This window comes from Streptoalloteichus hindustanus (assembly GCF_900129375.1).
Taxonomy (GTDB): Bacteria; Actinomycetota; Actinomycetes; order Mycobacteriales; family Pseudonocardiaceae; genus Streptoalloteichus; species Streptoalloteichus hindustanus.
The window spans coordinates 749720-772856 of the sequence record NZ_FQVN01000003.1 but is presented as its reverse complement, the minus strand read 5'-3'; the positions used below and the strand labels follow the sequence as shown (position 1 = coordinate 772856).

The 23137-nt window shown below is 72.4% G+C and carries 22 protein-coding genes and 1 riboswitch; of the genes, 16 read left to right on the top strand and 6 right to left on the bottom strand.

The features are described from left to right. The first annotated feature begins 155 nt into the window (after nucleotides 1-155). Nucleotides 156-1088 carry a carbohydrate kinase family protein gene (locus tag BUE43_RS12700; protein ID WP_073482760.1) on the top strand — a complete coding sequence of 311 codons (933 nt, stop codon included), beginning with the start codon at nucleotides 156-158 and terminating at the stop codon, nucleotides 1086-1088. A 148-nt stretch (nucleotides 1089-1236) separates the two neighbouring features. Here BUE43_RS12700 and asnB read toward each other — a convergent pair whose 3' ends face one another. Further along, nucleotides 1237-3153 carry an asparagine synthase (glutamine-hydrolyzing) gene (gene asnB, locus BUE43_RS12695; protein WP_073482376.1) on the bottom strand — a complete coding sequence of 639 codons (1917 nt, stop codon included), beginning with the start codon at nucleotides 3151-3153 and terminating at the stop codon, nucleotides 1237-1239. Nucleotides 3154-3493: 340 nt separating this feature from the next. Between asnB and ctaC the strand changes: the two genes are divergently transcribed. From ctaC to BUE43_RS12680, 3 genes are all read left to right on the top strand, one after another. Next, nucleotides 3494-4420 carry an aa3-type cytochrome oxidase subunit II gene (gene ctaC / locus BUE43_RS12690; RefSeq protein WP_073482374.1) on the top strand — a complete coding sequence of 309 codons (927 nt, stop codon included), beginning with the start codon at nucleotides 3494-3496 and terminating at the stop codon, nucleotides 4418-4420. A gap of 50 nt (nucleotides 4421-4470) precedes the next feature. Beyond that, nucleotides 4471-4869: a cytochrome c oxidase subunit 4 gene (locus BUE43_RS12685; RefSeq protein WP_073482372.1), complete on the top strand. Its 399-nt coding sequence runs from the start codon at nucleotides 4471-4473 to the stop codon at nucleotides 4867-4869. 86 nt (nucleotides 4870-4955) lie between these two features. Then, nucleotides 4956-5180, top strand: a complete 225-nt coding sequence (locus BUE43_RS12680) for a hypothetical protein (protein ID WP_143174109.1) — start codon at nucleotides 4956-4958, stop codon at nucleotides 5178-5180. Between the two features lie 172 nt (nucleotides 5181-5352). On the opposite strand, the gene trpD is transcribed toward BUE43_RS12680, so the two are convergent. The 3 genes from trpD to BUE43_RS12665 are packed head-to-tail and all read right to left on the bottom strand — an operon-like array spanning nucleotide 5353 to nucleotide 7464. After that, nucleotides 5353-6441, bottom strand: a complete 1089-nt coding sequence (gene trpD / locus BUE43_RS12675) for an anthranilate phosphoribosyltransferase (RefSeq protein WP_073482758.1) — start codon at nucleotides 6439-6441, stop codon at nucleotides 5353-5355. 10 nt (nucleotides 6442-6451) lie between these two features. Then, nucleotides 6452-6862, bottom strand: coding sequence for a response regulator (locus tag BUE43_RS12670; protein WP_073482367.1), 411 nt, complete (start codon nucleotides 6860-6862; stop codon nucleotides 6452-6454). 47 nt (nucleotides 6863-6909) lie between these two features. Continuing rightward, nucleotides 6910-7464, bottom strand: a complete 555-nt coding sequence (locus BUE43_RS12665) for a hypothetical protein (protein ID WP_073482365.1) — start codon at nucleotides 7462-7464, stop codon at nucleotides 6910-6912. An 86-nt stretch (nucleotides 7465-7550) separates the two neighbouring features. Between BUE43_RS12665 and ctaE the strand changes: the two genes are divergently transcribed. The 4 genes from ctaE to qcrB are packed head-to-tail and all read left to right on the top strand — an operon-like array spanning nucleotide 7551 to nucleotide 11796. Next, a complete protein-coding gene (gene ctaE / locus BUE43_RS12660; RefSeq protein WP_073482363.1) occupies nucleotides 7551-8162 on the top strand; it encodes an aa3-type cytochrome oxidase subunit III in 612 nt (203 codons plus the stop codon). 51 nt (nucleotides 8163-8213) lie between these two features. Continuing rightward, nucleotides 8214-9020, top strand: a complete 807-nt coding sequence (qcrC, locus tag BUE43_RS12655) for a cytochrome bc1 complex diheme cytochrome c subunit (RefSeq protein ID WP_073482361.1) — start codon at nucleotides 8214-8216, stop codon at nucleotides 9018-9020. After that, entirely contained in the window at nucleotides 9017-10138 is a 1122-nt protein-coding gene (gene qcrA, locus BUE43_RS12650; RefSeq protein WP_073482359.1) for a cytochrome bc1 complex Rieske iron-sulfur subunit, read from the top strand. The genes qcrC and qcrA overlap by 4 nt, the downstream gene beginning before the upstream one ends. Then, nucleotides 10135-11796, top strand: coding sequence for a cytochrome bc1 complex cytochrome b subunit (qcrB, locus tag BUE43_RS12645; protein ID WP_073482357.1), 1662 nt, complete (start codon nucleotides 10135-10137; stop codon nucleotides 11794-11796). Before qcrA ends, qcrB begins: the two co-directional genes overlap by 4 nt. Before the next feature lie 578 nt (nucleotides 11797-12374). Here the strand turns inward: qcrB and BUE43_RS12640 are convergent. Both BUE43_RS12640 and BUE43_RS12635 read right to left on the bottom strand, forming a co-directional pair. Next, nucleotides 12375-12662 (bottom strand): Lrp/AsnC family transcriptional regulator, encoded by a 288-nt coding sequence (locus BUE43_RS12640; protein ID WP_073482355.1) that lies wholly within the window; start codon nucleotides 12660-12662, stop codon nucleotides 12375-12377. Nucleotides 12663-12794: 132 nt separating this feature from the next. After that, nucleotides 12795-14513, bottom strand: a complete 1719-nt coding sequence (locus BUE43_RS12635) for a DEDD exonuclease domain-containing protein (protein WP_073482756.1) — start codon at nucleotides 14511-14513, stop codon at nucleotides 12795-12797. A 246-nt stretch (nucleotides 14514-14759) separates the two neighbouring features. Between BUE43_RS12635 and BUE43_RS12630 the strand changes: the two genes are divergently transcribed. The 8 genes from BUE43_RS12630 to BUE43_RS12595 all read left to right on the top strand — a co-directional run bounded on the left by BUE43_RS12630 (nucleotide 14760) and on the right by BUE43_RS12595 (nucleotide 23061). Next, complete coding sequence (locus BUE43_RS12630) at nucleotides 14760-16079, top strand: NYN domain-containing protein (protein ID WP_234995680.1); 1320 nt, start codon at nucleotides 14760-14762, stop codon at nucleotides 16077-16079. Between the two features lie 667 nt (nucleotides 16080-16746). Next, complete coding sequence (locus BUE43_RS12625) at nucleotides 16747-17016, top strand: hypothetical protein (protein WP_073482353.1); 270 nt, start codon at nucleotides 16747-16749, stop codon at nucleotides 17014-17016. 157 nt (nucleotides 17017-17173) lie between these two features. Further along, a riboswitch (cyclic di-AMP (ydaO/yuaA leader) is annotated at nucleotides 17174-17329 on the top strand. A gap of 15 nt (nucleotides 17330-17344) precedes the next feature. Further along, nucleotides 17345-18382, top strand: coding sequence for a C40 family peptidase (locus tag BUE43_RS12620; RefSeq protein WP_073482351.1), 1038 nt, complete (start codon nucleotides 17345-17347; stop codon nucleotides 18380-18382). A gap of 149 nt (nucleotides 18383-18531) precedes the next feature. Further along, nucleotides 18532-19902, top strand: a complete 1371-nt coding sequence (locus BUE43_RS12615) for a hypothetical protein (RefSeq protein WP_073482349.1) — start codon at nucleotides 18532-18534, stop codon at nucleotides 19900-19902. A gap of 34 nt (nucleotides 19903-19936) precedes the next feature. Beyond that, nucleotides 19937-21070, top strand: coding sequence for a glycosyltransferase family 4 protein (locus BUE43_RS12610; protein ID WP_073482346.1), 1134 nt, complete (start codon nucleotides 19937-19939; stop codon nucleotides 21068-21070). A 331-nt stretch (nucleotides 21071-21401) separates the two neighbouring features. Then, nucleotides 21402-21875 carry a ribose-5-phosphate isomerase gene (locus tag BUE43_RS12605; protein WP_073482344.1) on the top strand — a complete coding sequence of 158 codons (474 nt, stop codon included), beginning with the start codon at nucleotides 21402-21404 and terminating at the stop codon, nucleotides 21873-21875. Nucleotides 21876-21887: 12 nt separating this feature from the next. Then, complete coding sequence (locus tag BUE43_RS12600) at nucleotides 21888-22241, top strand: hypothetical protein (protein ID WP_073482341.1); 354 nt, start codon at nucleotides 21888-21890, stop codon at nucleotides 22239-22241. 10 nt (nucleotides 22242-22251) lie between these two features. Continuing rightward, nucleotides 22252-23061, top strand: a complete 810-nt coding sequence (locus tag BUE43_RS12595; RefSeq protein ID WP_073482339.1) for an Fpg/Nei family DNA glycosylase — start codon at nucleotides 22252-22254, stop codon at nucleotides 23059-23061. Nucleotides 23062-23137 lie beyond the last annotated feature (76 nt).

The window sequence follows — 23137 nt, the reverse complement described above, 5'->3', positions numbered from 1 at the left end:
GGGCCGGCCCGCATCGAGGACGCCCCGCGCCCCGGGGACACCGCGCCCCGGGGACACCGCACTCCAGCGACCCCGCACTCCAGGGACACCGAGCCGCCACGAGGGAGAACACCGTGCCTGTCGCCGTCACCGGCAGCATCGCCACCGACCACCTCATGCACTTCCCGGGGCGGTTCGCCGAGCAGCTCGTCGCCGAGCGGCTCGACCGCGTGTCGCTGAGCTTCCTGGTCGACGACCTCGTCGTCCGGCGCGGCGGCATCGGCGCCAACATCGCCTTCGGCATGGGCGTGCTGGGCGCCCGGCCCGTGCTGGTCGGCGCGGTTGGCGCCGACTTCGCCGACTACCGGTCCTGGCTGGAGCGGCACGGCGTGGACTGCTCGGGCGTGCACGTCTCCGAGATCGCGCACACCGCGCGCTTCGTGTGCACCACCGACGACGAGATGTGCCAGATCGCCTCGTTCTACGCGGGCGCGATGGCCGAGGCGCGGCAGATCGAGCTGCGGCCGCTCGCCGACCGGTTCGGCGGCCTCGACCTGGTGCTGGTCAGCCCGAACGACCCCGAGGCCATGCTGCGCCACGCCGAGGAGTCGCGGCAGCGCGGCTACACCTTCGCCGTCGACCCGTCGCAGCAGCTCGCCAGGATGGACGGCGGGCAGGTGCGGCGCTTCGTCGAGGGCGCCGCCTACCTGTTCAGCAACGACTACGAGTGGGAGTTGTTGCTGCGCAAGACCGGCTGGTCCGAGGCGCAGGTGCTGGAGCGGGTGGGCATGCGGGTCACCACGCTCGGCGAGAAGGGCGTCGAGATCGTCGGCCGAGAGGTGGCCCCGCTGCACGTCTCGGCGGTGCCCGAGGTCGCCAAGGTCGACCCCACCGGCGTCGGCGACGGCTTCCGGGCCGGTTTCCTGGCCGGGCTGTCCGGCGGCCTGTCGCTGGAGCGCGCGGCGCAGCTCGGCTCGTTGATCGCCGTGCTGGTCCTGGAGACCGTCGGCCCGCAGGAGTGGACCTTCGACCGGGAGGTCGCCCTCCGCCGGCTCGCCGGGGCCTACGGCGACGCGGCCGCGGCCGAGATCGCGCCCCTGCTGCCCTGACGCCTGATGGTCTGATGGTCTGACCACTTGACGGCGACCCCGACGCGGGAGCCGAACACGACGAGGCCCGGGAAACCTCCGCCGACAGCGGTGTTTCCCGGGCCTCGTGGTCACCAGCGGCGGGCGGAGAGCACCCGCCCGCGCGCGGTCAGAGCTTGACCGGGTACTGCGGCTCGGGGATCTCGGGCCGCAGCCGGCGCTCGACGAAGATGCCGTGCCACAGCATGAAGACCAGCAGCGCCCAGATGCGCCGGCTGTGGTCGCGCACGTCGGTCCGGTGCTCCTCCAGCACCTGGAGCACGGCGTTCTTGTCGATCAGGTGGTCGGTCTGCGACTGGATCACGATGTCCCGAGCCCAGTCGTGCAGCTCGTCCTTGAGCCAGTGCCGGATGGGCACCGGGAAGCCGAGCTTCTTCCGGTTCAGCACGTGCGGCGGCACGATCTCGCGCAACGCCCTGCGCAGCGCGAACTTCGTGGTCTCCTTGGTGATCTTCAGGTGGTACGGCAGCTGCGCCGCCACCCGGAACACCTCCGGGTCCAGGAACGGGACCCGCAGCTCCAGCGAGTTCGCCATGGTCATCTTGTCGGCCTTGACCAGGATGTCGCCGCGCAGCCAGGTGAACAGGTCGACGTGCTGCATGCGGGCCACCGGGTCCCAGCCGCGCGACTCCCGGTAGGGGCGGGCGGTGACGTCGGCGTGCGTGACCCGCGGGTCGTGGGTGCGCAGCACCCGGCGCAGCTCGTCGTCCATGAAGATCCGGGCGTTGCCGTAGTAGCGCTGCTCCAACGTCAGCGCGCCCCGGCGCAGCAGGTCCTTGCCGCGCACGCCGTGCGGGATGCGCTCCGAGACCTTGCCCATCACCTGGCGCAGCGCGCCGGGCACCTTCTCGAACGGCGCCAGCGACAACGGCTCGCGGTAGATCGTGTAGCCGCCGAACAGCTCGTCGGCGCCCTCGCCGGACAGCACCGCCTTGCAGTACTGCCGCGCCTCGCGCGCGACGTAGTACAGCGGGACCAGCGACGGGTCGGCCACCGGGTCGTCCAGGTACCAGACGATGAGCGGCAGCGCGTCCATCATCTCCTGCGGCGACACGGTCTTCACCACGTGCTTCACGCCGATCGCGGCGGCGGTCTCGGCGGCGACGTCGACCTCGGAGTAGCCCTGCCGCTCGAACCCGGTGGTGAACGCGATCAGGTCCGGGTTGTGCTCCTTGGCCAGGCACGCCGTGGCGCTGGAGTCGATCCCGCCGGACAGGAACGCGCCGACGGTGACGTCGGAGCGCATGTGCTTGGCCACCGAGTCGCGCAGCACCTCGGCGATCTCGTGGTACAGCCGCGAGGCGTCGGCCTCGCCGTGCACCGCGCGCGGCCGGAAGGTGGGGGAGAAGTACCGCTCGGTCACCACGTGGCCGCCCGGCGAGACGGTGAACGAGGTGCCCGACTCGATCCGCCGGACGCCCGTGTGCAGGGTCTCCGGCTCCGGCACGTACTGCAGGATCAGGTAGTGCTGCAGCGCGGTGCGGTCCAGCTCCGGGTTCAGCCCCAGCGCGTCGCCCAGCTCCAGCAGGCTCTTCTTCTCGCTGGAGAACGCCACGCCGTGCGGGCCGGCCGCGTAGTACAGCGGCTTGATGCCGAACGGGTCCCGCGCGCCGAAGATCACACGCTTCTCGGCGTCCCAGATCAGGAACGCGAACATGCCGCGCAGCCGGCCCACCATGGACGGGCCCAGGTAGTGGTACGCCGCGACGATCGCCTCGGTGTCGCCGTCGGTGGCGAACTCCGCGCCGTGCTTCTCGATCAGCTCGGCGCGCAGCTCCAGGTAGTTGTAGATCTCGCCGTTGAAGATGATCGTGTACCGGCCGTCGGCGTAGTGCAGCGGCTGGTGCGAGTGCTCCAGGTCGATGAACGCGAGCCGGTTGAACCCGAACACCACCTCGTTCTGGTGCCAGGTGTCACTCTCGTCGGGCCCCCGGTGCCGTTGGCACCGCAGAGCTCCGGCGACGGCCGCCCTGGCCGCAGCGGCTTCGGTCGTGGAGGGGCTCACCAGCCCAAGCAGGCCGCACACGCGTCTCGCGCACCTTCCGTTCCGTCTTCCTGAAACCGGCTTCCGGCCGTCAGGCTCCCCGGCAGTCTCCTGGTTGCCCAGTATGCCCGTCGGACCCGGTCCGCCCCCGGCGACGCCGACGGCCGGCCGCGGTGTCGCTGACCACTCGAAGGAGTGATGTACGCGGCACCCTTTGTGAATCACCCCCGAGCGGTAGCACCGCTGTTGCTGGGCTACGCTTCCCCGCGACTCCGGCGGTGTGCCGTCACCGCACGTCGGCCCCTGCGGAACGGGGGCCGGCGGCGATCGACAGACGACCGCCGCGAGGAGTGCGGATCAGTCAGCGAGGAGGCGTCGAGCAGTGGGCCTGAAGGTGGGCACCCGGGCAGCGCGGCTGGCCAAGATCTCCGGCCTGGTGGGCCTGGTTGGCGTGGCGGCCACCGGCTGCTCCGCGGAGGAGGTCCTGCGCTTCGGATGGCCGCAGAGCGTCACTCCGCAGGCCGAGCGGATGCGCGATCTGTGGACCTGGTCGGTCGTCGCCGCGCTCGTGGTCGGCGTGATCGTGTGGGCGTTGATCCTCTGGCCGGTGGTCTTCCACCGCAAGAAGTCGGAGGAGATGCCGCGGCAGACGCAGTACAACGTGCCGCTGGAGTTCATCTACACCGCGCTCCCCCTGGTCATCGTGGTCGTGCTCTTCTACTTCACGGCGACGACGCAGACCTTCGTCCTGGACAAGGAGAAGGAGCCGAGCACCACGGTCGACGTGGTGTCGTTCAAGTGGAACTGGGAGTTCAGCTACCCGGGCTACAAGACCCCGGACGGCAACCCGGTCCGCACCGTCGGCACCAGCCAGGAGATCCCGTTGCTGGTCGTGCCGGCCAACGAGGTCGTGCGGTACCAGCTCTCGTCGAAGGACGTCATCCACTCCTTCTTCGTGCCGCAGTGGCACTTCAAGCGGGACACGCTGCCCCGGCCGGAGAAGAACAGCCAGGACAACGTCTTCCAGAACACCATCGACCGCGAGGGCTCCTTCGTGGGCCGGTGCGCCGAGCTCTGCGGCACGTACCACTCGATGATGAACTTCGAGGTGCGGGCGCTGTCCCCCGACAAGTTCAGGAACTACATGGACCTGCGGACCAGGAACAACCCGCAGACGGGCAGGGCCTACACCGCCGCCGAGGCGCTGACCGCGATGAACTGCGGCGAGCTGTGCGCGGGGCAGGCGGTCACCACCAAGCCGTTCGACACCAACCGCACCGTCCGCGAGGCGTCCGGTAACGGACGCTGACGGACCCCCGAACGAAGCGGCGACGGACGGCGAGAGCGAGGACAGCAACCATGAAGGTCGAAGCGCGGCTCTTCGAGGTCATCACGATCTTCTTCTTCGGGGCGGCGATCGTCTACGGGTTCCTGGCCAAGGAGCCGGTGGGCATCACCGCGATCACCCTCACCGGCGGCCTGTCGCTGATCATCGGCACGTACTTCCGGTTCGTCGCCCGCCGCGTGGAGACGCGGCCGGAGGACAACCCGGACGCCGAGATCAGCGACGGCGCGGGCGAGCTGGGCTTCTTCAGCCCCGGCAGCTACTGGCCGGTGGGCCTGGCCGCCGCGGCGGCGCTGGGCGGTGTCGCGGTCGCCTTCTTCCACGTGTGGATGCTCGTGATCGCGGTGCCGATCATCCTGATCATGGTCGCCGGCCTGGTGTTCGAGTACCACGTGGGCCCCGGCCACGAGTGAGTCGACGACCCCGAGTCGTGTGAAAGGGCGGCACCCGCACGGGTGCCGCCCTTTCCGCTTCCTGTCGTCGGCCCCGCGGATCGATGGTGATCTCCGGCACGCGTCCCGACATCTCTGCCGGGCGGAAGCTCGTGCCCCGTCGGTGGTTGCTGGAGCGGATCTCGCTGTCCCTGGACGAGATCTCGCTGTCCCTGAATGAGGTCGCGGTGGCCTGCGGCCACGGCTTCGGGCGTTCCCGCGTCGCCGGTTCGCGCGTCGGCCGGGGCACCGGCCCCAGCGCGTGTCGCAGGACCTTCCAGAGCGCGTCCTGAGACGCCTGGCCACACAGGACAGTTCAGGGATGCCCCGGGGCTGGTCAGGGCGCGCAGAAGCGCGCTGAGAAGCCGGGAGAGCGCGGGAGCGCCCTGCCGTGGGCAGCGGCGTCGCGGCTTGGTGCCCGGCGTCGCCGCCCGAGCCCGTATCGCTCAGACGAGTTCGTGTCGCTCAGGCGAGTTCGGAGCGCAGCGCCGTGGACAGCTCCGCCCACCGGTCGAGCAGGTCCGCGGCGGCACCGCTGTCCACCGCCTCCGCCGCCCGGCCCAGACCGGCCCGCAGGTCCTCGGTCAGGTCGGCGCCGAAGCCCCGGTGCGCGGCCAGCGCGCCCGCGGCGTTGAGCAGCACCGCGTCCCGCACCGGCCCGGGCTTGCCCGCCACGAGCTCCCGCACGGCCTCGGCGTTCACCAGCGCGTCCCCGCCCAGCAGGTCCTCCGGCCGGGCCGGGGCCACCCCGAGGTCGGCCGCGTCCACGACGGTCCGCCGCACCGCGCCGTCCCGCACCACCCAGGCGGTGGTCGTGCTGGTCGTGGTGATCTCGTCCAGCCCGTCGTCGCCCCGCACCAGCAGCACGCTGGCGCCGCGCGCGGCGAACACCTCGGCCATCACCGGCGCCATCCGCGGGTCGGCGCACCCGATCAGCCCCACCTCGGCCCCCGCCGGGTTGGTCAGCGGACCGAGGAAGTTGAACGCGGTGGGGATGCCCAGCTCGCGGCGCGGACCCGCCGCGTACCGCATCGTCGGGTGGAAGACCGGCGCGAAGCAGAAACCGACACCCAGCTCGGTGACGCACCGGCGCACGCCCTCCGGTGGCAGGTCGATCGCCACGCCGAGCGCCTCCAGCACGTCGGCGGTGCCGCACTTCGACGAGGCCGCGCGGTTGCCGTGCTTGACGACCGGCGCTCCGGCGGCGGCCGTCACCAGGGCGGCCATCGTGGAGATGTTCACGGTGCCGGCGCGGTCGCCGCCGGTGCCGACCACGTCCACGGCGCGGACGTCCAGCTCCACCCGACGGGCGTGCCGCAGCATCGCGGCGGCCATGCCGCCGATCTCCCCGGGGGTCTCGCCCTTGGCGCGCAACGCCACCGCGAACCCGGCGACCTGCGCCGGGGTGGCCACACCGGACATCACCTGGTCCATCGCCCACGCGGTGTCCTCTGCCGAGAGGTCCTCCCCGCCGACCAGGCGGTTCAGCAACGCTGACCAGCCGCGGGCCGGCGCGGGAGCGGAACGGGGGGGCGGCGGGGTCCGGTCAGCCATCGCCACCGCCTCAGCCGCGCAGCGCTGGCGACCGGTGCGACCGCAGCACCTCGGCCACGGTCTCGGCGGCGGCCAGCGGGTCCAGCGGGTGCACGATCACGGCGTCGGCCTGCGACCAGGTGGCCAGCCACCGGTCGTCCCTGCGGCGCACCGCCACCACGATCGGGGGGCAGTCCGCCAGCTCGTTCTTCAGCTGCCGGGACAGCCCCATGCCACCGGTGGGCTGGGCCTCGCCGTCGAGGATCGCCAGGTCGACGCCGCCGGCGTCGACGACCCCCAGCACCTCGGCGATCGTCGCGGCCTCGACGTAGTGCACGCGGCCGAGGTCGGCCGCCGGCCGCCGACCCACGGCGGTGATGATCGCCTCACGCACCTCCGGCCGGTGGCTGAACACCAGGATCGTCAGCATCTGCGTGCTCATGGGCGCCTCCCGCTCTGCGCTGTCGGGCCGTTGGATGCTATCGGGCGTCACCGGGGTAGCTGTAGTGCGTCCCAACCCAGCGCGTCCCCGCCCAGCCGCTGGGCGAGGCTGGCCATGCGCGAGCGCTCCTGCGCGCAGTGCAGGGCGTCCAGCTTCTGCACGCGAACCGCGACCAACCGGGCCGTCCCCGGCGCGCTGTCCCCGGTGTTCTCCCGGATGTTCCCGCCGGTGGTCTCCCGGGTGGTCTCCGGACGGGGCCCGGGTCCGGGTTCGTGGTCGGCGTCCGACCTCGGCGCGACCTCCGCGCCCGGGATGTCGTTGCCGGCAACGGGATCGTGGGCCTCGTCGAACTCGTCCAGCCGCCAGTCGTCCTGCGCGAGCAACTCGCGGGCCCGCTCCACCGCCTCCTGCGGCAGCACGAGGTGGTGCCGCAACACCGCCGGCTCGTCGGCCCGCCACCGCTCGGCGCGGGCCAGCGCCGCCGAGGCCGCCTCGGTGTCGTCGAACGCCGTCGCCACGACCACCAGCGCGGGATCGTCGACGTCGAGCCCCGGCGATCGCCCGGCCCGCCAGCGGTCCCGCAACCGGCCCAGTAGTCCCACCAGTGCTCCTCACCCTCTGTGATACCCCGCACGATCACCCGCAACGGCCGGACCCGACCGGGCGGCCTGGATATCCGCAAGCCATAATGCGTCGCGTGACAACGGCAGCGCCCTCCATCGGCCAGCGCGTGCACTCGCTGAACCGGCCCAACATGGTCAGCGTCGGCACCATCGTCTGGCTGTCCAGCGAGCTGATGTTCTTCGCCGGGCTGTTCGCCATGTTCTTCACGGTGAAGGCCCAGAACGAGGGCCACTGGCCGCCGGAGCCGACCGAGCTGAACCTGGCGTACGCCCTCCCGTTCACGATCATCCTGGTGGCGTCCTCGTTCACCTGCCAGTGGGGCGTGTTCAAGGCGGAGCAGGGTGACGTCTTCGGGCTGCGGCTCTGGTACACGATCACGCTGGTGCTCGGCCTCATCTTCGTGGCCGGCCAGGCTGGCGAGTACTACCAGATGGTCACCCACCACGGGACGACGATCTCCTCGTCGGCCTACGGCACGGTGTTCTACCTGACCACTGGTTTCCACGGCCTGCACGTCGTCGGCGGCCTCATCGCGTTCGTGTACCTGCTCGTCCGGACGAAGCTGAGCAAGTTCACGCCGGCCCAGGCCACCGCCGCGATCGTCGTGTCGTACTACTGGCACTTCGTCGACATCGTGTGGATCGGCCTGTTCGCCACCATCTACCTGGTTCCCTGAGCCCTCGGCGCGTCCGAGCCCGAACTCGACCAGCAAGGGTTGCCGCACACCATGACCACCAACAAGCAACGGACCCGCCCGCGCTCAAAGCTGCGGCGGCGGGTCGCCGGCCTGCTCGCGCTGGGCATCGCGTTGCTCAGCGCGGGCGCGCTGTACGCCGTGTTCACCCCGAAGCCGCAGATGGCCAACGCCGCCGAGGACCCCGCGCTGATCCGGCAGGGTGAGCAGATCTACAACACCTCCTGCATCAGCTGCCACGGCGCGAACCTGCAGGGCGAGAAGGACCGGGGCACCAGCCTGATCGGTGTCGGCGGCGCCGCCGTCTACTTCCAGGTCTCCTCCGGCCGCATGCCCATGGTCCGCCAGGAGGCCCAGGCCGAGCGCAAGCCGGCCAAGTTCAGCCCCGAGGAGATCGACGCGCTCGTCGCGTTCGTCCAGTCCCGCGGCGGCGGCCCCAACCGGCCCGAGGAGCGCGGCGAGGCGCTGCGCGGCGCCAACGCGGCCCGCGGCGGCGAGCTGTTCCGGCTGAACTGCGCCTCCTGCCACAACTTCACCGGCCGCGGCGGCGCGCTGTCCTCCGGCAAGTTCGCCCCGACGCTGGACGGCGTGACCGAGGACCAGCTCTACACGGCCATGCTCACCGGCCCGCAGAACATGCCGAAGTTCTCCGACCGGCAGCTCTCGCCGGAGGAGAAGAAGGACATCATCGCCTACGTCAAGTCGGTCACCGACGGCCGCAACAACCCGGGCGGCAACGCCCTGGGCGGCTACGGTCCTGGCCCCGAGGGCCTGATCGCGTGGATCGTGGGCATCGCCGCGCTGGTCGGCGTGACCCTGTGGATCGGGAGCAAGGCATGAGCGAGCAGCGCAAGGACCTGCCCGGCGAGGCAGAGCTCGCCGACATGAGCCGCGACGACCTGGTCAAGCTCGGCACCAACCTGGACGGCGTGGAGCTCGTGCACTACGCCGACCGGTGGCCGGTCAAGGGCACCAGGGCCGAGCGGCGCGCGGAGCGCGGCGTCGCCGCCTGGTTCGTCCTCTCCGGCCTGGCCGGCCTGGCCTTCGTCGCCGTCTACCTCTTCTGGCCCTGGCGGTACAAGGGTCCGTTCACCGACGGCGAGCTGCTCTACTCGCTCTACACCCCGATGCTGGGCCTGACCCTGGGCGTGTGCATCCTCGCGCTGGGCATCGGCGTGCTGGCGCACGCGAAGCGCTTCTTCAACGAGGAGATCGCGGTCCAGCAGCGGCACGACGGCCCGTCCGAGGCGGTCGACCAGAAGACCATCGGCGCGCTGCTCGGCGACGCGGCCGCGACCTCCGGCCTCGGCCGGCGGTCGGTGATCAAGCGCTCGCTGGGCTTCGCCGGCGGCATGTTCGCCGTGGGCGCCGGCCTGTTCACCCTGGGCGGCCTGGTCCGCGACCCGTGGGCCAAGAGCGACGACAAGGACTCGCTGTGGCACACCGGCTGGAAGCCGGAGAGCGGCGAGAAGATCTACCTGCGGCGCGACACCGGTGACCCGCACGAGGTCGTGCTGGTGCGGCCGGAGGACCTCGACGCCGGCGGCTTCGAGACGGTCTTCCCGTTCCGCGAGTCCGAGCGCCACGACCCGGAGAAGCTGGTCAAGGCCCTCCGCCGGTCGGACAACCCGGTCATGCTGATCCGGTTGCGGTCCAACCAGCACGTGGTCAAGCGCAAGGGCCAGGAGGACTTCAACTACGGCGACTACTACGCCTACTCGAAGATCTGCACGCACCTGGGCTGCCCGACCTCGCTGTACGAGCAGCAGACGGGCCGCCTGCTGTGCCCGTGCCACCAGTCGCAGTTCGACGTGTTCACCTACGGCAAGCCGATGTTCGGCCCGGCGACGCGCGCGCTGCCGCAGCTTCCGATCACGGTGGACGAGGACGGGTACTTCGTCGCCCGCGGCGACTTCATCGAGCCGATCGGTCCTGGCTTCTGGGAGCGCAAGTCATGAGTGCCATCACCACGCCTGCCAAGGCGTCGGGCGGCCGTGTGGTCAACGCCGCGAGGGAGGCCGACGAGCGCTTCCGCATGGCGGCGGGGCTGCGTCGGCAGTTCAACAAGGTGTTCCCGACGCACTGGTCGTTCATGCTGGGCGAGATCGCCCTGTACAGCTTCGTCGTCCTGCTGCTGTCGGGCATCTACCTGACGCTGTTCTTCGACCCGTCGATGGCCGAGGTGCAGTACCAGGGCCCGTTCGACAACCTGCGCGGCGTGCACATGTCGCGGGCGTTCGAGTCCTCGCTGCACATCACCTTCGAGGTGCGGGGCGGCCTGTTCGCGCGGCAGCTCCACCACTGGGCGGCGCTGCTGTTCATGGCCTCGCTCGTCGCGCACATGTTCCGCGTGTTCTTCACCGGCGCGTTCCGCAAGCCGCGTGAGATCAACTGGCTGATCGGCGTGCTGCTGTTCATCGTCGGCATGTTCGAGGGCTTCACCGGCTACTCGCTGCCGGACGACCTGCTCTCCGGCACCGGTCTGCGGATCATGTCCGGCATCGTGCTGTCGGTCCCGATCCTGGGCACCTGGGTGCACTGGGCGCTGTTCGGCGGCGAGTTCCCGGGCACCGAGATCATCCCGCGGCTCTACACGGTGCACATCCTGCTGCTGCCGGGCATCATCCTGGCGCTGGTGGCCGCACACCTGGCGATCGTCTGGTACCAGAAGCACACCCAGTTCCCCGGCGTGGGCCGCAAGGAGACCAACGTCGTCGGCGTCCGGATCATGCCGGTGTTCGCCGCCAAGGCGGGCGCGTTCTTCTTCGTCACCCTCGGCGTGCTGGTGCTGATGGCGGGTCTGTTCCAGATCAACCCGATCTGGAACATCGGCCCGTACAACGCGGCGCAGGTGTCCGCGGCGACCCAGCCCGACTGGTACGTGGCCTGGTCGGACGGCTTCCTGCGGCTGTGGCCCGCGTGGGAGGTCTACCTCGGCAACTGGATGATCCCGGCGACCTTCTTCCCGGCCGTCGGCGGCATGACGTTCGTCTTCGTGATGGCGTTGGCCTACCCGGCGATCGAGCGGAAGCTCACCAAGGACACCGCGCACCACAACCTGCTCCAGCGGCCGCGCGACGTTCCGGTCCGCACCGGCCTGGGCATGATGGCGATCACCTTCATCGGTGTCGGCATGGTGTCGGCGTTCAACGACATCGTCGCGGACAAGTTCAACATCTCGCTGAACGCGATGACCTGGGCCGGCCGCATCGGCCTGCTCCTGCTGCCGCCGATCGCGTACTACTTCACCTACCGGATCTGCATCGGCCTGCAGCGGTCGGACCGCGAGGTGCTGGAGCACGGCGTCGAGACCGGCATCATCAAGCGCCTGCCGCACGGTGAGTTCATCGAGGTGCACCAGCCGCTGGGCGGCGTGGACGCGCACGGCCACGCGGTGCCGCTGGAGTACCAGGGCGCCTCGGTGCCGAAGAAGATGAACAAGCTCGGCTCCGCGGGCCACCCGGTCCGGGGCAGCTTCCTGCGGCCCGACCCGGCCGAGGAGACCACGGCCCTGGAGCGGGCCCGGCACGAGCAGGAGGCCGGCAAGGAGCGCCTTGGCGCCGAGGGCGTGGAGCCCCCGGTCGGGCACAAGGAGCTGACCGAGACCCAGCACTGATCCGGCGCTGCCGTCACGTCACCTCAGGGGCCCGGAGCCGCACCATGCGGTTCCGGGCCCCTGTGCGTGCGGCGCGCCCAGCGTCCGCTTCCCGTGTGGTGACGAGGACGCGGGACCGACAGGCCGGGAGTGCCGGCCTCGGGCGGGGAGAAGCGCCCTCCGGCCACCCGGGCGGGGGTTTCTCGAACCTCTGCCCCTGTGGGTGACGCGGCGAGGCCCTGTTCTGTCAGCCCCGGATGCGACGTTTGAAGTGGGGGGTTCCACCCCTAGACAACGGGGGAGTAGACAACGTGCGGTGCTGAGCGACGCGGGAGCCGTCCACGCCCTGGCAGATCCGGGACTGGGAAGACGAACCCGCAGTGATCGGGAAGACGAACCCGCGGTGATCTCCGCGCGGGCGGGCGCTTGCTCACGTCGCTGACAAGGAGTGCCGGTGGCCAGGAAGCACGCCGTGGCCGTGATCCCAGTGCGGGCGCGACAGCTCGAAGGTTCCGCGGGCGCGCCCGTCTTCTGAGGACAGACGCCACAACGCCCGCCGCGAGTTCGGGGCGGGCCGTCGGGAACGGGCGGAGCGCGCCTCAGTCGGCGTCGTCGAGGCCGATCGCGAAGGTGGCCTCGGTGTCGCGGCGGGAGTAGGAGCGGAAGGCGATGTGGGTGTCGGTGCCCAGGACACCGGGCACCTTGCTGATCCGACCGGGGACCAGCGCGGCGAGGTCCTCGTGCTCGGCCACCCGGACCAGGGCGATGAGGTCGACGTCGCCCGCGCACGAGTAGACCTCGGTCACGCCCTCGATGTCGGCGATCGCCTGCGCCGTCTCCGGGATGCGGTCGGCGGCGGCGTGGATCAGCACGATCGCGTTGATCACCTGGGACCTCCTGGGACGGCGGTGTCCGGTCGGTGGGACCTGCGGTGCGGTGATCCTAGACCGCGCCGACTCGGTGCCGCATCGACGCAGCGCATCGACGCAGCGCAGCGGCGCCTGCGCAGCGGCGCCCGCTCAGTCGGCGGCGGCGTAACCGGCGGCGCCCGCCGTCGCCCGATCCAGCCAGTCCTGCCAGGCCGCCGCGCCCCTGGCCGGCTCCCGCCACGGCTCGCCGCACCGCACCAGCCGCGTCCCCGGGCGGACCAGCCAGCGGCGGACCACCGCGACCTCGTCGGCCGGCGCGCCCCGCAGCGGCCCGTCGCCGGGCAGGACGGTCTCGGCGCCGGCCTGGAGGGCGTCGACGACGGGCATCGGGGGAACACCCCGCCGGGCCACGCCGGCCGCGGCGAGCCGCCCGTGGCGCACCACCGCCAGCTCCCACCCGCCCTCGCCGTCCGGGCGGGCCGCGACCAACTCGGGCACGGCGGCCACCGCGGCGAGCCGCTGGCCCCGGGTCAGCGCCCGGAGCAGGCCCACCAGGCGGTCCCGCCGGGCGCTGGCGTCCTCGAATCGTTCGGCCTCGGCGAGGTGTTCGACCTGCCGCCGCAACCGGACCAGGGGTTCGTCGGACCGGCCGGCGAGCAGGTCGGCCAGCAGTCGCACGGCCGGCGAGTACTCCTCGACGCTCTGCCTCCCCGCGCACGGTGCGCCGCAACGGCCGAGTTCGGCCAGCGCGCAGGGCCGGCCGTCGGGCCGCCGCGCGGAGATCCGCGTCGTGCAGCGCCGGACCGGGACCACGTCCTGCAACGCCTCCACGGCCTCGGTCGCGGCGTTGCGGGAGGAGAACGGGCCGAGCGCGGTCGGCCGGGGCGCGCGCACCACGGACAGCCGGGGGAACGCCTCGTCGGTCAACACGACCCACCAGGCCCGGTGCGGGAACTTCGACCGCCGGTTGTACCGGGGCTGGTGCGCGGCGAGCAGGCGGAGTTCCCGGACCTCGGCCTCCAGCGCGTGCGCGCACTCCACCGCGTCGACCCGTTCGGCGATGCCGACCATCTCCCGCACGCGCCGCCGGCCCTCGCTCGCCGTGAAGTACTGGCGCACCCGCCGCCGCAGGTCGGACGCGGTCCCGACGTACAGGACCTCCTCGCGCGGCCCACGGAAGAGGTAGACGCCGGGGGAGTTCGGGAGGTGGGCGGCCAGTTCCCGCTTGCGGCGCTGGGCCGGGGTGACCTCGGGCAGGAAGGCGAGCAACTCCTCCAGGGAGTGCACGCCGAGCGGCCCCACGCGTTCCAGCAGGCCGTGCAGGACGTCCACCGTGGCACGGGCGTCGGCCAACGCCCGGTGCACGGGCTCGGTCCCCGCGCGGAACAGCCGGGCCAGGGCGGAGAGCTTGCAACTCGGGGCCTCGTCCCTGGTCAACACGCGACGGGCCAGCCGGACCGTGCACAGCACCGGGGGCTTCGGCCACGGGTAGCCGAGCCGTTCGCAGGCCGCGCGCAGGAAGGTCACGTCGAAGCCCGCGTTGTGCGCGACCAGCACCGCGCCGGCGGCGAACTCCAGGAAGGCCGGCAGGACCGTGTCCATCGTCGGCGCGTCGGCGACCATCGCCTGGGTGATCCCGGTCAGCGCCACGATCGTCGGCGGGATGCCGCGCCCGGGGTCGACCAGGGTGGCGAACTCGCCGACCACCTCGCCGCCCCGCACCTTCACCGCGCCGATCTCGGTGATCGCGTCCTCGTCGGCGCGCCCACCGGTGGTTTCCAGGTCGACCACGACGAAGGTCGTCTCGCGCAGCGGCGAGCCGAGTTCGTCGAAGGAGAGCTGGGCGGCGGTGGTCGGGGACGGGTCCATGGCGGCCACACCCTAGGCCGGGGCACCGACACCACGACGCTCGCCGGATCGCTCGGCCAGGTCAGCGCGCACTAGCCTGGGAGGGTGATACCCCAGTCACCGGAACCCGGCTCGGCACGGCCGTCGGAGAGCGCGGGTCCGTCCAGCGAGGACAGTGCGCCCGCCCCGGCCTCCCCTGTGGCCGGTGCGGTGGAGGACGCTGGGGACCGGTCGGCGGCGCCGGGCGGACGGACCGCACGGGAGCCGGTGGGGGAGACGGCGGAGGGGCAGGCGGAGGGGCACGGCCTGGACTGGGCCGCGCTGCCGGAGCAGGTGCGGGCCCGGCTGGCCGAGATCGCCGCGGCCGCCGTCGGTGGCATGGCGCGTGCGGACGTGCCCGCGTCGGTGCGACCGGTGGCCCGGTTCGCGCCGGCCAAGCGGGCCCGGCTGGGCGCCGGGCCGCTGCTGAACGCGTTGCGGGAGTCCTCCGCGTTCCGCGTCGCCGTGACGGAGTGGGCCAGGGAGCACCGCCCCGAGGCGTTGGACGCCGCCGCGCCCGATCCGGTGGCCGCGGCCGCCGCCGGCGTGTTGTCGGGCGACCGCGCGGCCCTGAACCACGTCGAGGTGGTCGCCCGGCGCGCCGAGGACGCCCAGCTGCGGGCCGAGCGGGACTCCGCCGTGGCGCGGGCGGACAAGCTCGCGGCGGAGGTGGACCGGCTGCGGGCCGAGCTCGCCGAGGCGCGGGGCGCCGCGGAGCGGGTGCGCGCGGAGGGGGAGACCGAGCTGGAGCGGCTGCGCCGGCGGCTGCGGGAGCAGGGCGTGCGGCTGCGGCAGGCCAGGGACGACGCCGAGGCGGCCCGCGCGGAGCTGGACCGGGCGCAGGCCGCGGCGGCGGCCACCGAGCGGGCGTTGGCCGCCGAGCGGGATCGGGAGCGGGAACGCGCCGAGGTCGAGCGGGCCAGGGCGGCCAGGGCCGAGGTGGACGCCGAGGTGGCCCGCCAGTCGGCCCGGGAGGCGCGCCAGGCCGACGAGGTGCGGTTGGCGTTGCTGGTGGACACGTTGGCCGGCGCGGTCACCGGGCTGCGGCGGGAACTGGCGCTCGGCGGCAGTGGGCCGCGGCCGGCGGACCTGGTGCGGGGGGCCACGGCGGCCCAGGGCACGGTGGGGCGCGTCGAGGACCCGGCCGCGCTCGACCGGTTGCTCGCGTTGCCGTCGGTGCACGTGGTGGTCGACGGCTACAACGTGACCAAGACGGGTTATCCGGAGCTGACGCTGGCGGACCAGCGGGAGCGGCTGGCGAACCAGCTCGCGGCGTTGGCCGCGCGCACCGGGGCCGAGGTGACCGTCGTGTTCGACGGCGCCGGCGTGGTGGCCGTGCCGGCCGCGGGGCCGCGGGGGGTGCGGGTGTTGTTCAGCGACCCGGGTGTGCTGGCCGACGACGTGATCCGCGCGTTGGTGACGGCGGAGCCGGAGGGCCGGCCGGTCGTGGTGGTGACCTCGGACCGCGCCGTGGCGGACTCGGTGCGCCGCCGGGGCGCCCACCCGGTTCCGTCCTCGGTGCTGCTCGCTCGCCTGGGCCGCGTCTGACTCCGGCGGCCGTGGATCGGCGCCCCGCACCGGGTTCCCGATCGTCCACTTCTGACTGTCCACTGTGGCCTTGGGGGCGTGTGTCCAACCTGGACGCGACTGCGCCGGCCCCGGTTCCGCGACCAGCTCAACGCCCCGCCCGGTCCGCCGGTCCTCTCTCGGAGCCCCCACCCGCCCTGGGGGGCGAGCCCCGCTCCAGCCTACTGCCGATCTTGCGCGGGATCACGCCGTCACCCGTTCCCTGTGGAGGAAAACGGGTGACTGTGGATAGTCACACGCAGTCGCAGATAGACGCGGATACCCGCGGACAGACACGGGCAGTTGGGGAGAGTCACCCGAAAACGGGTGGGCGCAACCACTCCATCGGTGACGCGAGCACTGTGGTCGCACCGGAAACGGGGCGCCGAGACCCGGAAGGGCGCCGAACGGAGGAAGTGCGGCGGCCCGGTGATCGGCGTTGGCTTCGACTGGCACCTGAATGGCGGCCAGCCGGTCTGGCTTTCCGGCGGATCTCCCTGCGCGAATGGGTCGGCATCCCCCCTTTGACGTGGGTAAACCCATTCCGGCGCCCGGTCGGTGGCGCTCGCGGTTCGAACAGGTGTGCGATAGGTTGGCCGCGTCCGTGCCGGCGCCACCCGGATCGCCCGCCCGTGGAGAGGAGTCAGCGGTGATCGTCGACTGCGACACGTGTGTGGTGCGGGGGGACGCCTGCCGGGGCTGCGTGATCACCCTGCTGCTCGGCGCGCCACCCGTCGGTGCGGTCGCGGCCGACGACCCGGGTCGGGCCGGTGGTGTTCCGACGCCGCAGGCGAAGGCGCCCCACCTCCGGTTGATCGCCCGGTCGGAGGGCGAGATCGGGGCATCGTCGGACGGTCACCGGCCAAGCGCCGAACGGTCGGCCGGAAGCGCCGAGCGGTCACAACAGCAGGTGAGCTGAGTCCCAAAACCAGACACAGTCCGGAGTCGCCAGTACCCCGAACGATGTCTCGGCCACGTTTTCGCGATTTTTCGACCCCCGGTGGTGGACGGGGAGGCTCACGTTTCGTAACCTAGCCGAGACCTCGCGGCGAGCAGTCGATCATGGTGGTCGACGACGCGAGTCACCGCCGAATCGGCTAGTCGGGGAGCCGAACCGGGGACCCAAACCCCCAGGGGTGAATCCGGTCCGGGCGTGTCGACCACGTCCTGCTGGTAGGGCGTGTCCGGCCCGAACCCGTCAGCTAACCCGGTAGGCGGTCGCGGAGGACGAAGGAGTTACGCGCGACGTGGCGTCGCAACGACTGAAGCGCACTCTGCGCGGGGCACTGACGGCCACGGCGGTGGCGGCCGCCGCGAGTCTCGTGGCACCCGTGGCCCATGCCGACCCCCAGCCGACCCCGAACAACAACGCCTCGGAGGCGGTCAAGAAGCTCAACGAGCTGAGCAAGGAGGCCGAGGCCGCCGCGGAGCAGTGGCACAAGGCCAAGGACGACCTCGGCGCCAGGAAGGCCGAGCAGGAGAAGGCGACCGCCGACGTCCAGCAGCTCGGCAAGGACGTCGAGCAGGCCAAGGCCAAGGAGGCGGAGTTCCGCGTCCAGGTCGACAAGCTGACCAACGCCTCGTTCCAGGGCGCCCGGTTCAACCAGCTGTCGGCGCTGCTGGTCAGCGACTCGCCGCAGGACTTCCTCGACCAGATGTCCGCGCTGGAGCTGTTGGCCAACGACAACAAGCAGGCGTTGGACAAGCTCGCCGGCGTGAAGGCGCAGAGCGAGGAGGCCGAGCGGAAGGCCAAGGAGGCGCAGACCAAGGCGACCAAGGCCGCCGAGGACGCCGCCAAGATCGAGGCCGACCTGGCCAAGCGCAAGCAGGAGCTGGACGCCAAGGTCAACCAGGCCAAGGAGCAGGCCAACCGGCTCACCTCCGCCGAGAAGGCCGCGCGGAGGAGCACCGGCGAAGAGGTCAACGTCGGCCCGGGCAGCGGCAAGGGTTACGAGGCCCTCCAGGTCGCCCTGAGGCAGCGCGGCAAGTCCTACGTGTGGGGTGCCACCGGTCCGGACACCTTCGACTGCTCCGGCCTGGTCGTCTACGCCTTCCGCCAGGTGGGCGTGCAGCTCAAGAACCGCGCCACCTACGGCCTGATCAACGAGGGCTCGCCGGTCTCCCGCAGCCAGCTGCAGCCGGGCGACATGGTGTTCACGAACAACAACAACCACATGGGCATCTATGTGGGCGACAACAAGTTCGTCCACGCGCCCACCGAGGGCGACGTGGTCAAGGTCTCCTCGCTGGACACCCAGCAGTTCTACGCCGCGCGGCGCGTCTGACGACCAGCGGAACGCCACGCCGATCGCTCGCGACCGGGCCGGCATCCCTCCCCGGGATGCCGGCCCGTCGTGTCATCGAGCCCTGGGTCGCGATGCCGGTGGGGGGCGGGTGACCCCATGGGGTGCCCGTGGACCTTTACGATGCGGCAATGGCCGACATGGGCCGGTTCCGGGGATGGCTGGTGGCGCTCGTCGCGCTGACGCTGCTGGCCGGCCTCGTCCTGGTCTCGGTGCCCTCGGCGGGCACGTCCACCCCCGGCCCCGGGGACACCGCGCTGACGAGTGGGCGTCCGGCCCCCTGGGAAGCTCTCGGCGGAGCCTCCCACGCGCCCTCGATCGGGCGCGACGAACGCGCCGACGCCGTCCGCGAGCTGTTGGAACGGCGGTCCAGCGCGGTGCTGCGCCGCGACGAGGCGGCGTTCCTCAACACGGTGGACCCCGTGGGGGAGGCCGGTTTCCGCGCCGCGCAACGCGCCATGTTCGACAACCTCGGCGATCTGGTGTTCGGCGAGTGGCGCTACACCCTCGACGCGGGGCAGTCGCTGCCGCCGCCCGCGTTGCCGGCCGGTGTTCCCGCCGCCGACGAGTTGTGGGCGCCGAAGGTGGAGTTGCGCTACGCCTTCGAGGGTGTGGACACCACCCCGACGACCCGGTCCCTGGGGTACCTGTTCGCGCGGCGGGGCTCCGACTGGTTCCTCGTCTCCGACACCGCCCTGGAGCCGCAGGGCCGGCGCACCTGGCGTGGGCCGTGGGACTTCGGTCCCTGCCGCTGGCTGCGGACGCGGCACGGGCTGGTGGTCGGGCATCCGGGCAACGAGGCGTTGGCCGCGGCCGTGGGCAGGGAGCTCGACGGAGCCGTCGCCGCGGTGAGCGAGGTGTGGGGCGCCGCCTGGCCGGAGCAGGTGGTCGTGCTGCTGCCGGAGTCGCCGGCGGAGCTGCAGGCCATGGTGGGGCCGGACTTCTCGCTCGACGGCATCGCGGCGGTCGCGGTGGCCGACCGGGTGGACACCCGCGCCGGAACGGTGGAGGGCGCCCGCGTGGTCATCAACCCGCGCACGGCCGCGAGGCTGTCCCCGACCCCGCTCCGGGTCGTGCTCCGGCACGAGATCACGCACGTCGCCGCACGCGGCGTCACCGTCGACGGCGCGCCGATGTGGTTGACGGAGGGATTCGCCGACTACGTCGGGTACCGCGACAGCGGGCTCTCGCCGGCGCAGGCCGCGCCCGCGCTGGCCCGCGGCGTCCGGGCCGGCGCCCTGCCCGACGACCTGCCGGCCAACCGGGACTTCCAGGCCGGCGGCGACCAGCTCGACCTGGCCTACCAGCGGGCCTGGTCGTTCGCGGTCCACCTGACCACGCGGTTCGGGGAGCAGCAGTTGGTGCGGCTGTACCGGAGGATCGCCGCCGCCGGCCCGACTGGTACGTCCACAATGGACAGTATCTTGACGGAGGAACTCGGCGTCCGGCGCGCCGACCTGCTCGACAGCTGGCGCCGGCACCTGGTGGCCGCCTTCCGCTGACCGGCCCAACGACCCGGGCGTTACGCTCGCCCAGATGGGCCGCACGCTGCTCGTGACCAACGACTTTCCGCCGCGTCCTGGTGGGATTCAGGCGTATCTGCACGCGTTGGCCCGTCGACTCCCGGCGGACGACCTGGTGGTGTACGCGCCGTCGTGGGAGGGCGTGTCCGGCGCGCACCCGGAGTTCGACGCCGAGCAGCCGTTCCCCGTGGTGCGGCATCCAGGGCCGCTGATGTTGCCCACGACCGAGGTGTTGCGGCGTGCGCGTGAGGTGCTGCGGAGCGAGCGGTGCACGACGGTGTGGTTCGGCGCGGCGGCCCCGTTGGCGTTGCTCGCCGCGCCGTTGCGTCGGGCGGGCGCGGCGCACGTCGTGTCGTGCACCCACGGCCACGAGGTCGGGTGGTCCATGGTGCCGGGCGCGCGGCGGGCCCTGCGCCACATCGGCGAGACCTCGGACGTCGTGACCTTCGTCAGCCGGTACACGCGGTCCCGGTTCGCCGCCGCCTTCGGCCCGATGACGGCGTTGGAGCACCTGCCGTCCGGTGTGGACACCGACGTGTTCCGGCCCGACGACGCCGCGCGGGCGGAGCTGCGGCGCCGGTACGGGCTCGCGGACCGGCCGGTGGTCGTGTGCGTTTCCCGTCTGGTGCCCAGGAAGGGGCAGGACGCGTTGGTGCGGGCGCTGCCGCTCATCCGGCGGGAGGTGCCGGGCGCCGTTCTGCTGCTCGTCGGCGGCGGGCGGTACCGGAACCGGTTGGAGCGGATGGCGGAACAGTCCAATGTGGACGATGCTGTCGTGTTCACCGGCCCCGTCCCGTGGTCCGAGCTCCCCGCGCACTACGCGACGGGGGACGTGTTCGCCATGCCGTGCCGCACGCGGGGCGGGGGACTGGACGTCGAGGGGCTCGGGATCGTCTTCCTGGAGGCGTCGGCGACGGGTCTGCCGGTGGTCGCCGGGCGCTCCGGCGGAGCGCCCGAGACGGTGCGCGACGGGGTGACCGGTCACGTGGTCGACGGGTGTTCGGTGGTGGAGGTGGCCGAGGCGGTGGGCGGCCTGCTGTCCGACCCCGAACGGGCGCGCGGCATGGGGGCCGCCGGTCGGGAGTGGGTGTCGACCCGGTGGCGCTGGGCGGACCACGCTGACCGGCTGGCGCGTCTGCTCAGGTGATCGAGCTGTCCGAGGGGCGTTCCGATCGGGAGCCTCCTGGAGCCTCCGGGGTGGCAACGGCCGTGCAAGCAGATCGGGAGCGCCGGGTCAAGTCGTTCCCTCGTGCGGGCGACAGGGTTGTCCACAGGTGACGGAGTTGTCCCCAGCGCGGGCTCGTGGGGTGGGGCCGGCGGGTGGGGCTCGGTAGGCTGGAGCAGGGCTCGCCCCCCAGGGAGGGTGGGGGCTGTAGCCGGAGCGGGATGGCGGGAAACCGCAGGTCAGAGGGTAGGTGTCCCCGAACGGGGGAACCCGCTGGCGGTGGGGCCCCGCGTCGTTTGGCAGACTCCCCGCCGTGCGCGTCTACCTGGGAGCTGACCACGCGGGCTTCGAGCTCAAGGCCCACCTCGTCGAGCACCTCACCGGCCAGGGCCACGAGGTGATCGACGTGGGACCGGCGGCCTTCGACCCGCTCGACGACTACCCGCCGTTCTGCGTCGAGACCGCGCGGCGCGTCGTCGCCGACGAGGGCAGCCTCGGGGTCGTCATCGGCGGCTCCGGCAACGGCGAGCAGATCGCCGCCAACAAGGTTCCCGGCTGCCGGGCCGCCCTGGCCTGGAGCCCGCAGACGGCCGCCCTGGCGCGCGAGCACAACAACGCCCAGGTGATCGGCCTCGGCTCCCGCATGCACTCGGTCGAGGAGGCCACGGCCATCGTGGAGTCCTTCCTCGCCACCCCGTTCTCCGGCGACGAGCGGCACGTCCGGCGGATCGACATGCTCAGCGAGTACGAGCGGACGGGCCAGCCGCCGGCACTGCCGCGGGGCTGACCCCCGACCGCCATGACGCGGCAGGCCGCGCTCGCCTGGCTGCTCACCCCGCTGGTGGCGGTGTTCGGCACGCTGCTCGGCGTGCTGGCGCTGTTCTACGGCCAGGCCCGGTTGGTGCCCCGGTTGGCCGGCGGGGTCGAGCAGGTCTGCGGCACCGTCGACTGCGGACTCGGCGTCGGCGTCCTGCTGGTCCTCTTCGGGTTCCTCGCGGTCTGCCTGGCGATGACGGCCGGCTGCGTCGTGGCGTTGCGGTGCCGCGAGGACCAGGACAACCGCCGGGCGGTGTGGCGCGGCGCGTGGGTCGCCGGGTGGTGCCTGGTGGCGTACGCGGCGCTGTCCGTTATCGCCTGGTGGCCCAAGGTGTAGGAGGACACCCGTGCCCGAAGGCCACACGCTGCACCGGCTCGCCCTGCTCCACCAGCGGCGTTACGAGGGAACGCCGGTGGCGGTCTCCAGCCCGCAGGGGCGGTTCGCCAAGGACGCGTCCCTCGTGGACGGTCGGGTGCTGGAACGCGCGGAGGCGTACGGGAAGCACCTGTTCCACGTCTACGGCCCGGATCTCGTCGTGCACGTGCACCTCGGGCTCTACGGCACGTTCACCGAGGAGCCGCTGCCGGTGGCCGAGCCGCGCGGACAGGTGCGGATGCGCCTCGTCGGCCCCACGCACTGGACCGACCTGCGCGGGCCCAACGCCTGCCGGCTGCTCAACGACGCCGAGGTCGACGCCCTGCGGGACCGGCTGGGTCCGGACCCGCTGCGCGCCGACGCGGACCCGGACCTGGCGTGGGCGCGGATCTCCCGCTCCCGCACGCCGGTCGCCGTGTCGCTGCTGGACCAGTCGGTGATCGCCGGCGCGGGCAACGTGTACCGGGCGGAGGTGCTGTTCCGGCACGGCGTGCACCCCCTGCTGCCCGGCCGCGCCCTCGACCGGGGGCGGTGGGAGGCGATCTGGGCCGACCTCGTCGTGCTGATGCGGGAGGGCGTGCGGACCGGGCGCATCGACACCGTGCGGCCCGAGCACGACCCCGAGGTCACCGGGCGGGAGCCCCGCCGCGACCGGCACGGCGGCGAGGTCTACGTGTACCGGCGGGCCGGGCTGCCGTGCCTGGTCTGCGGCACGCCGGTGTCCTGGTCCGAGCTGTCCGGCCGCAAGCTCTACTGGTGCTCCACCTGCCAACCCGAGTGACCTCGCGGGAGAACCACGCGGGAGAACCACGCGGAAAAGGGCCGGCGCCTCTCCCGAGGCGCCGGCCCTTTTCCAC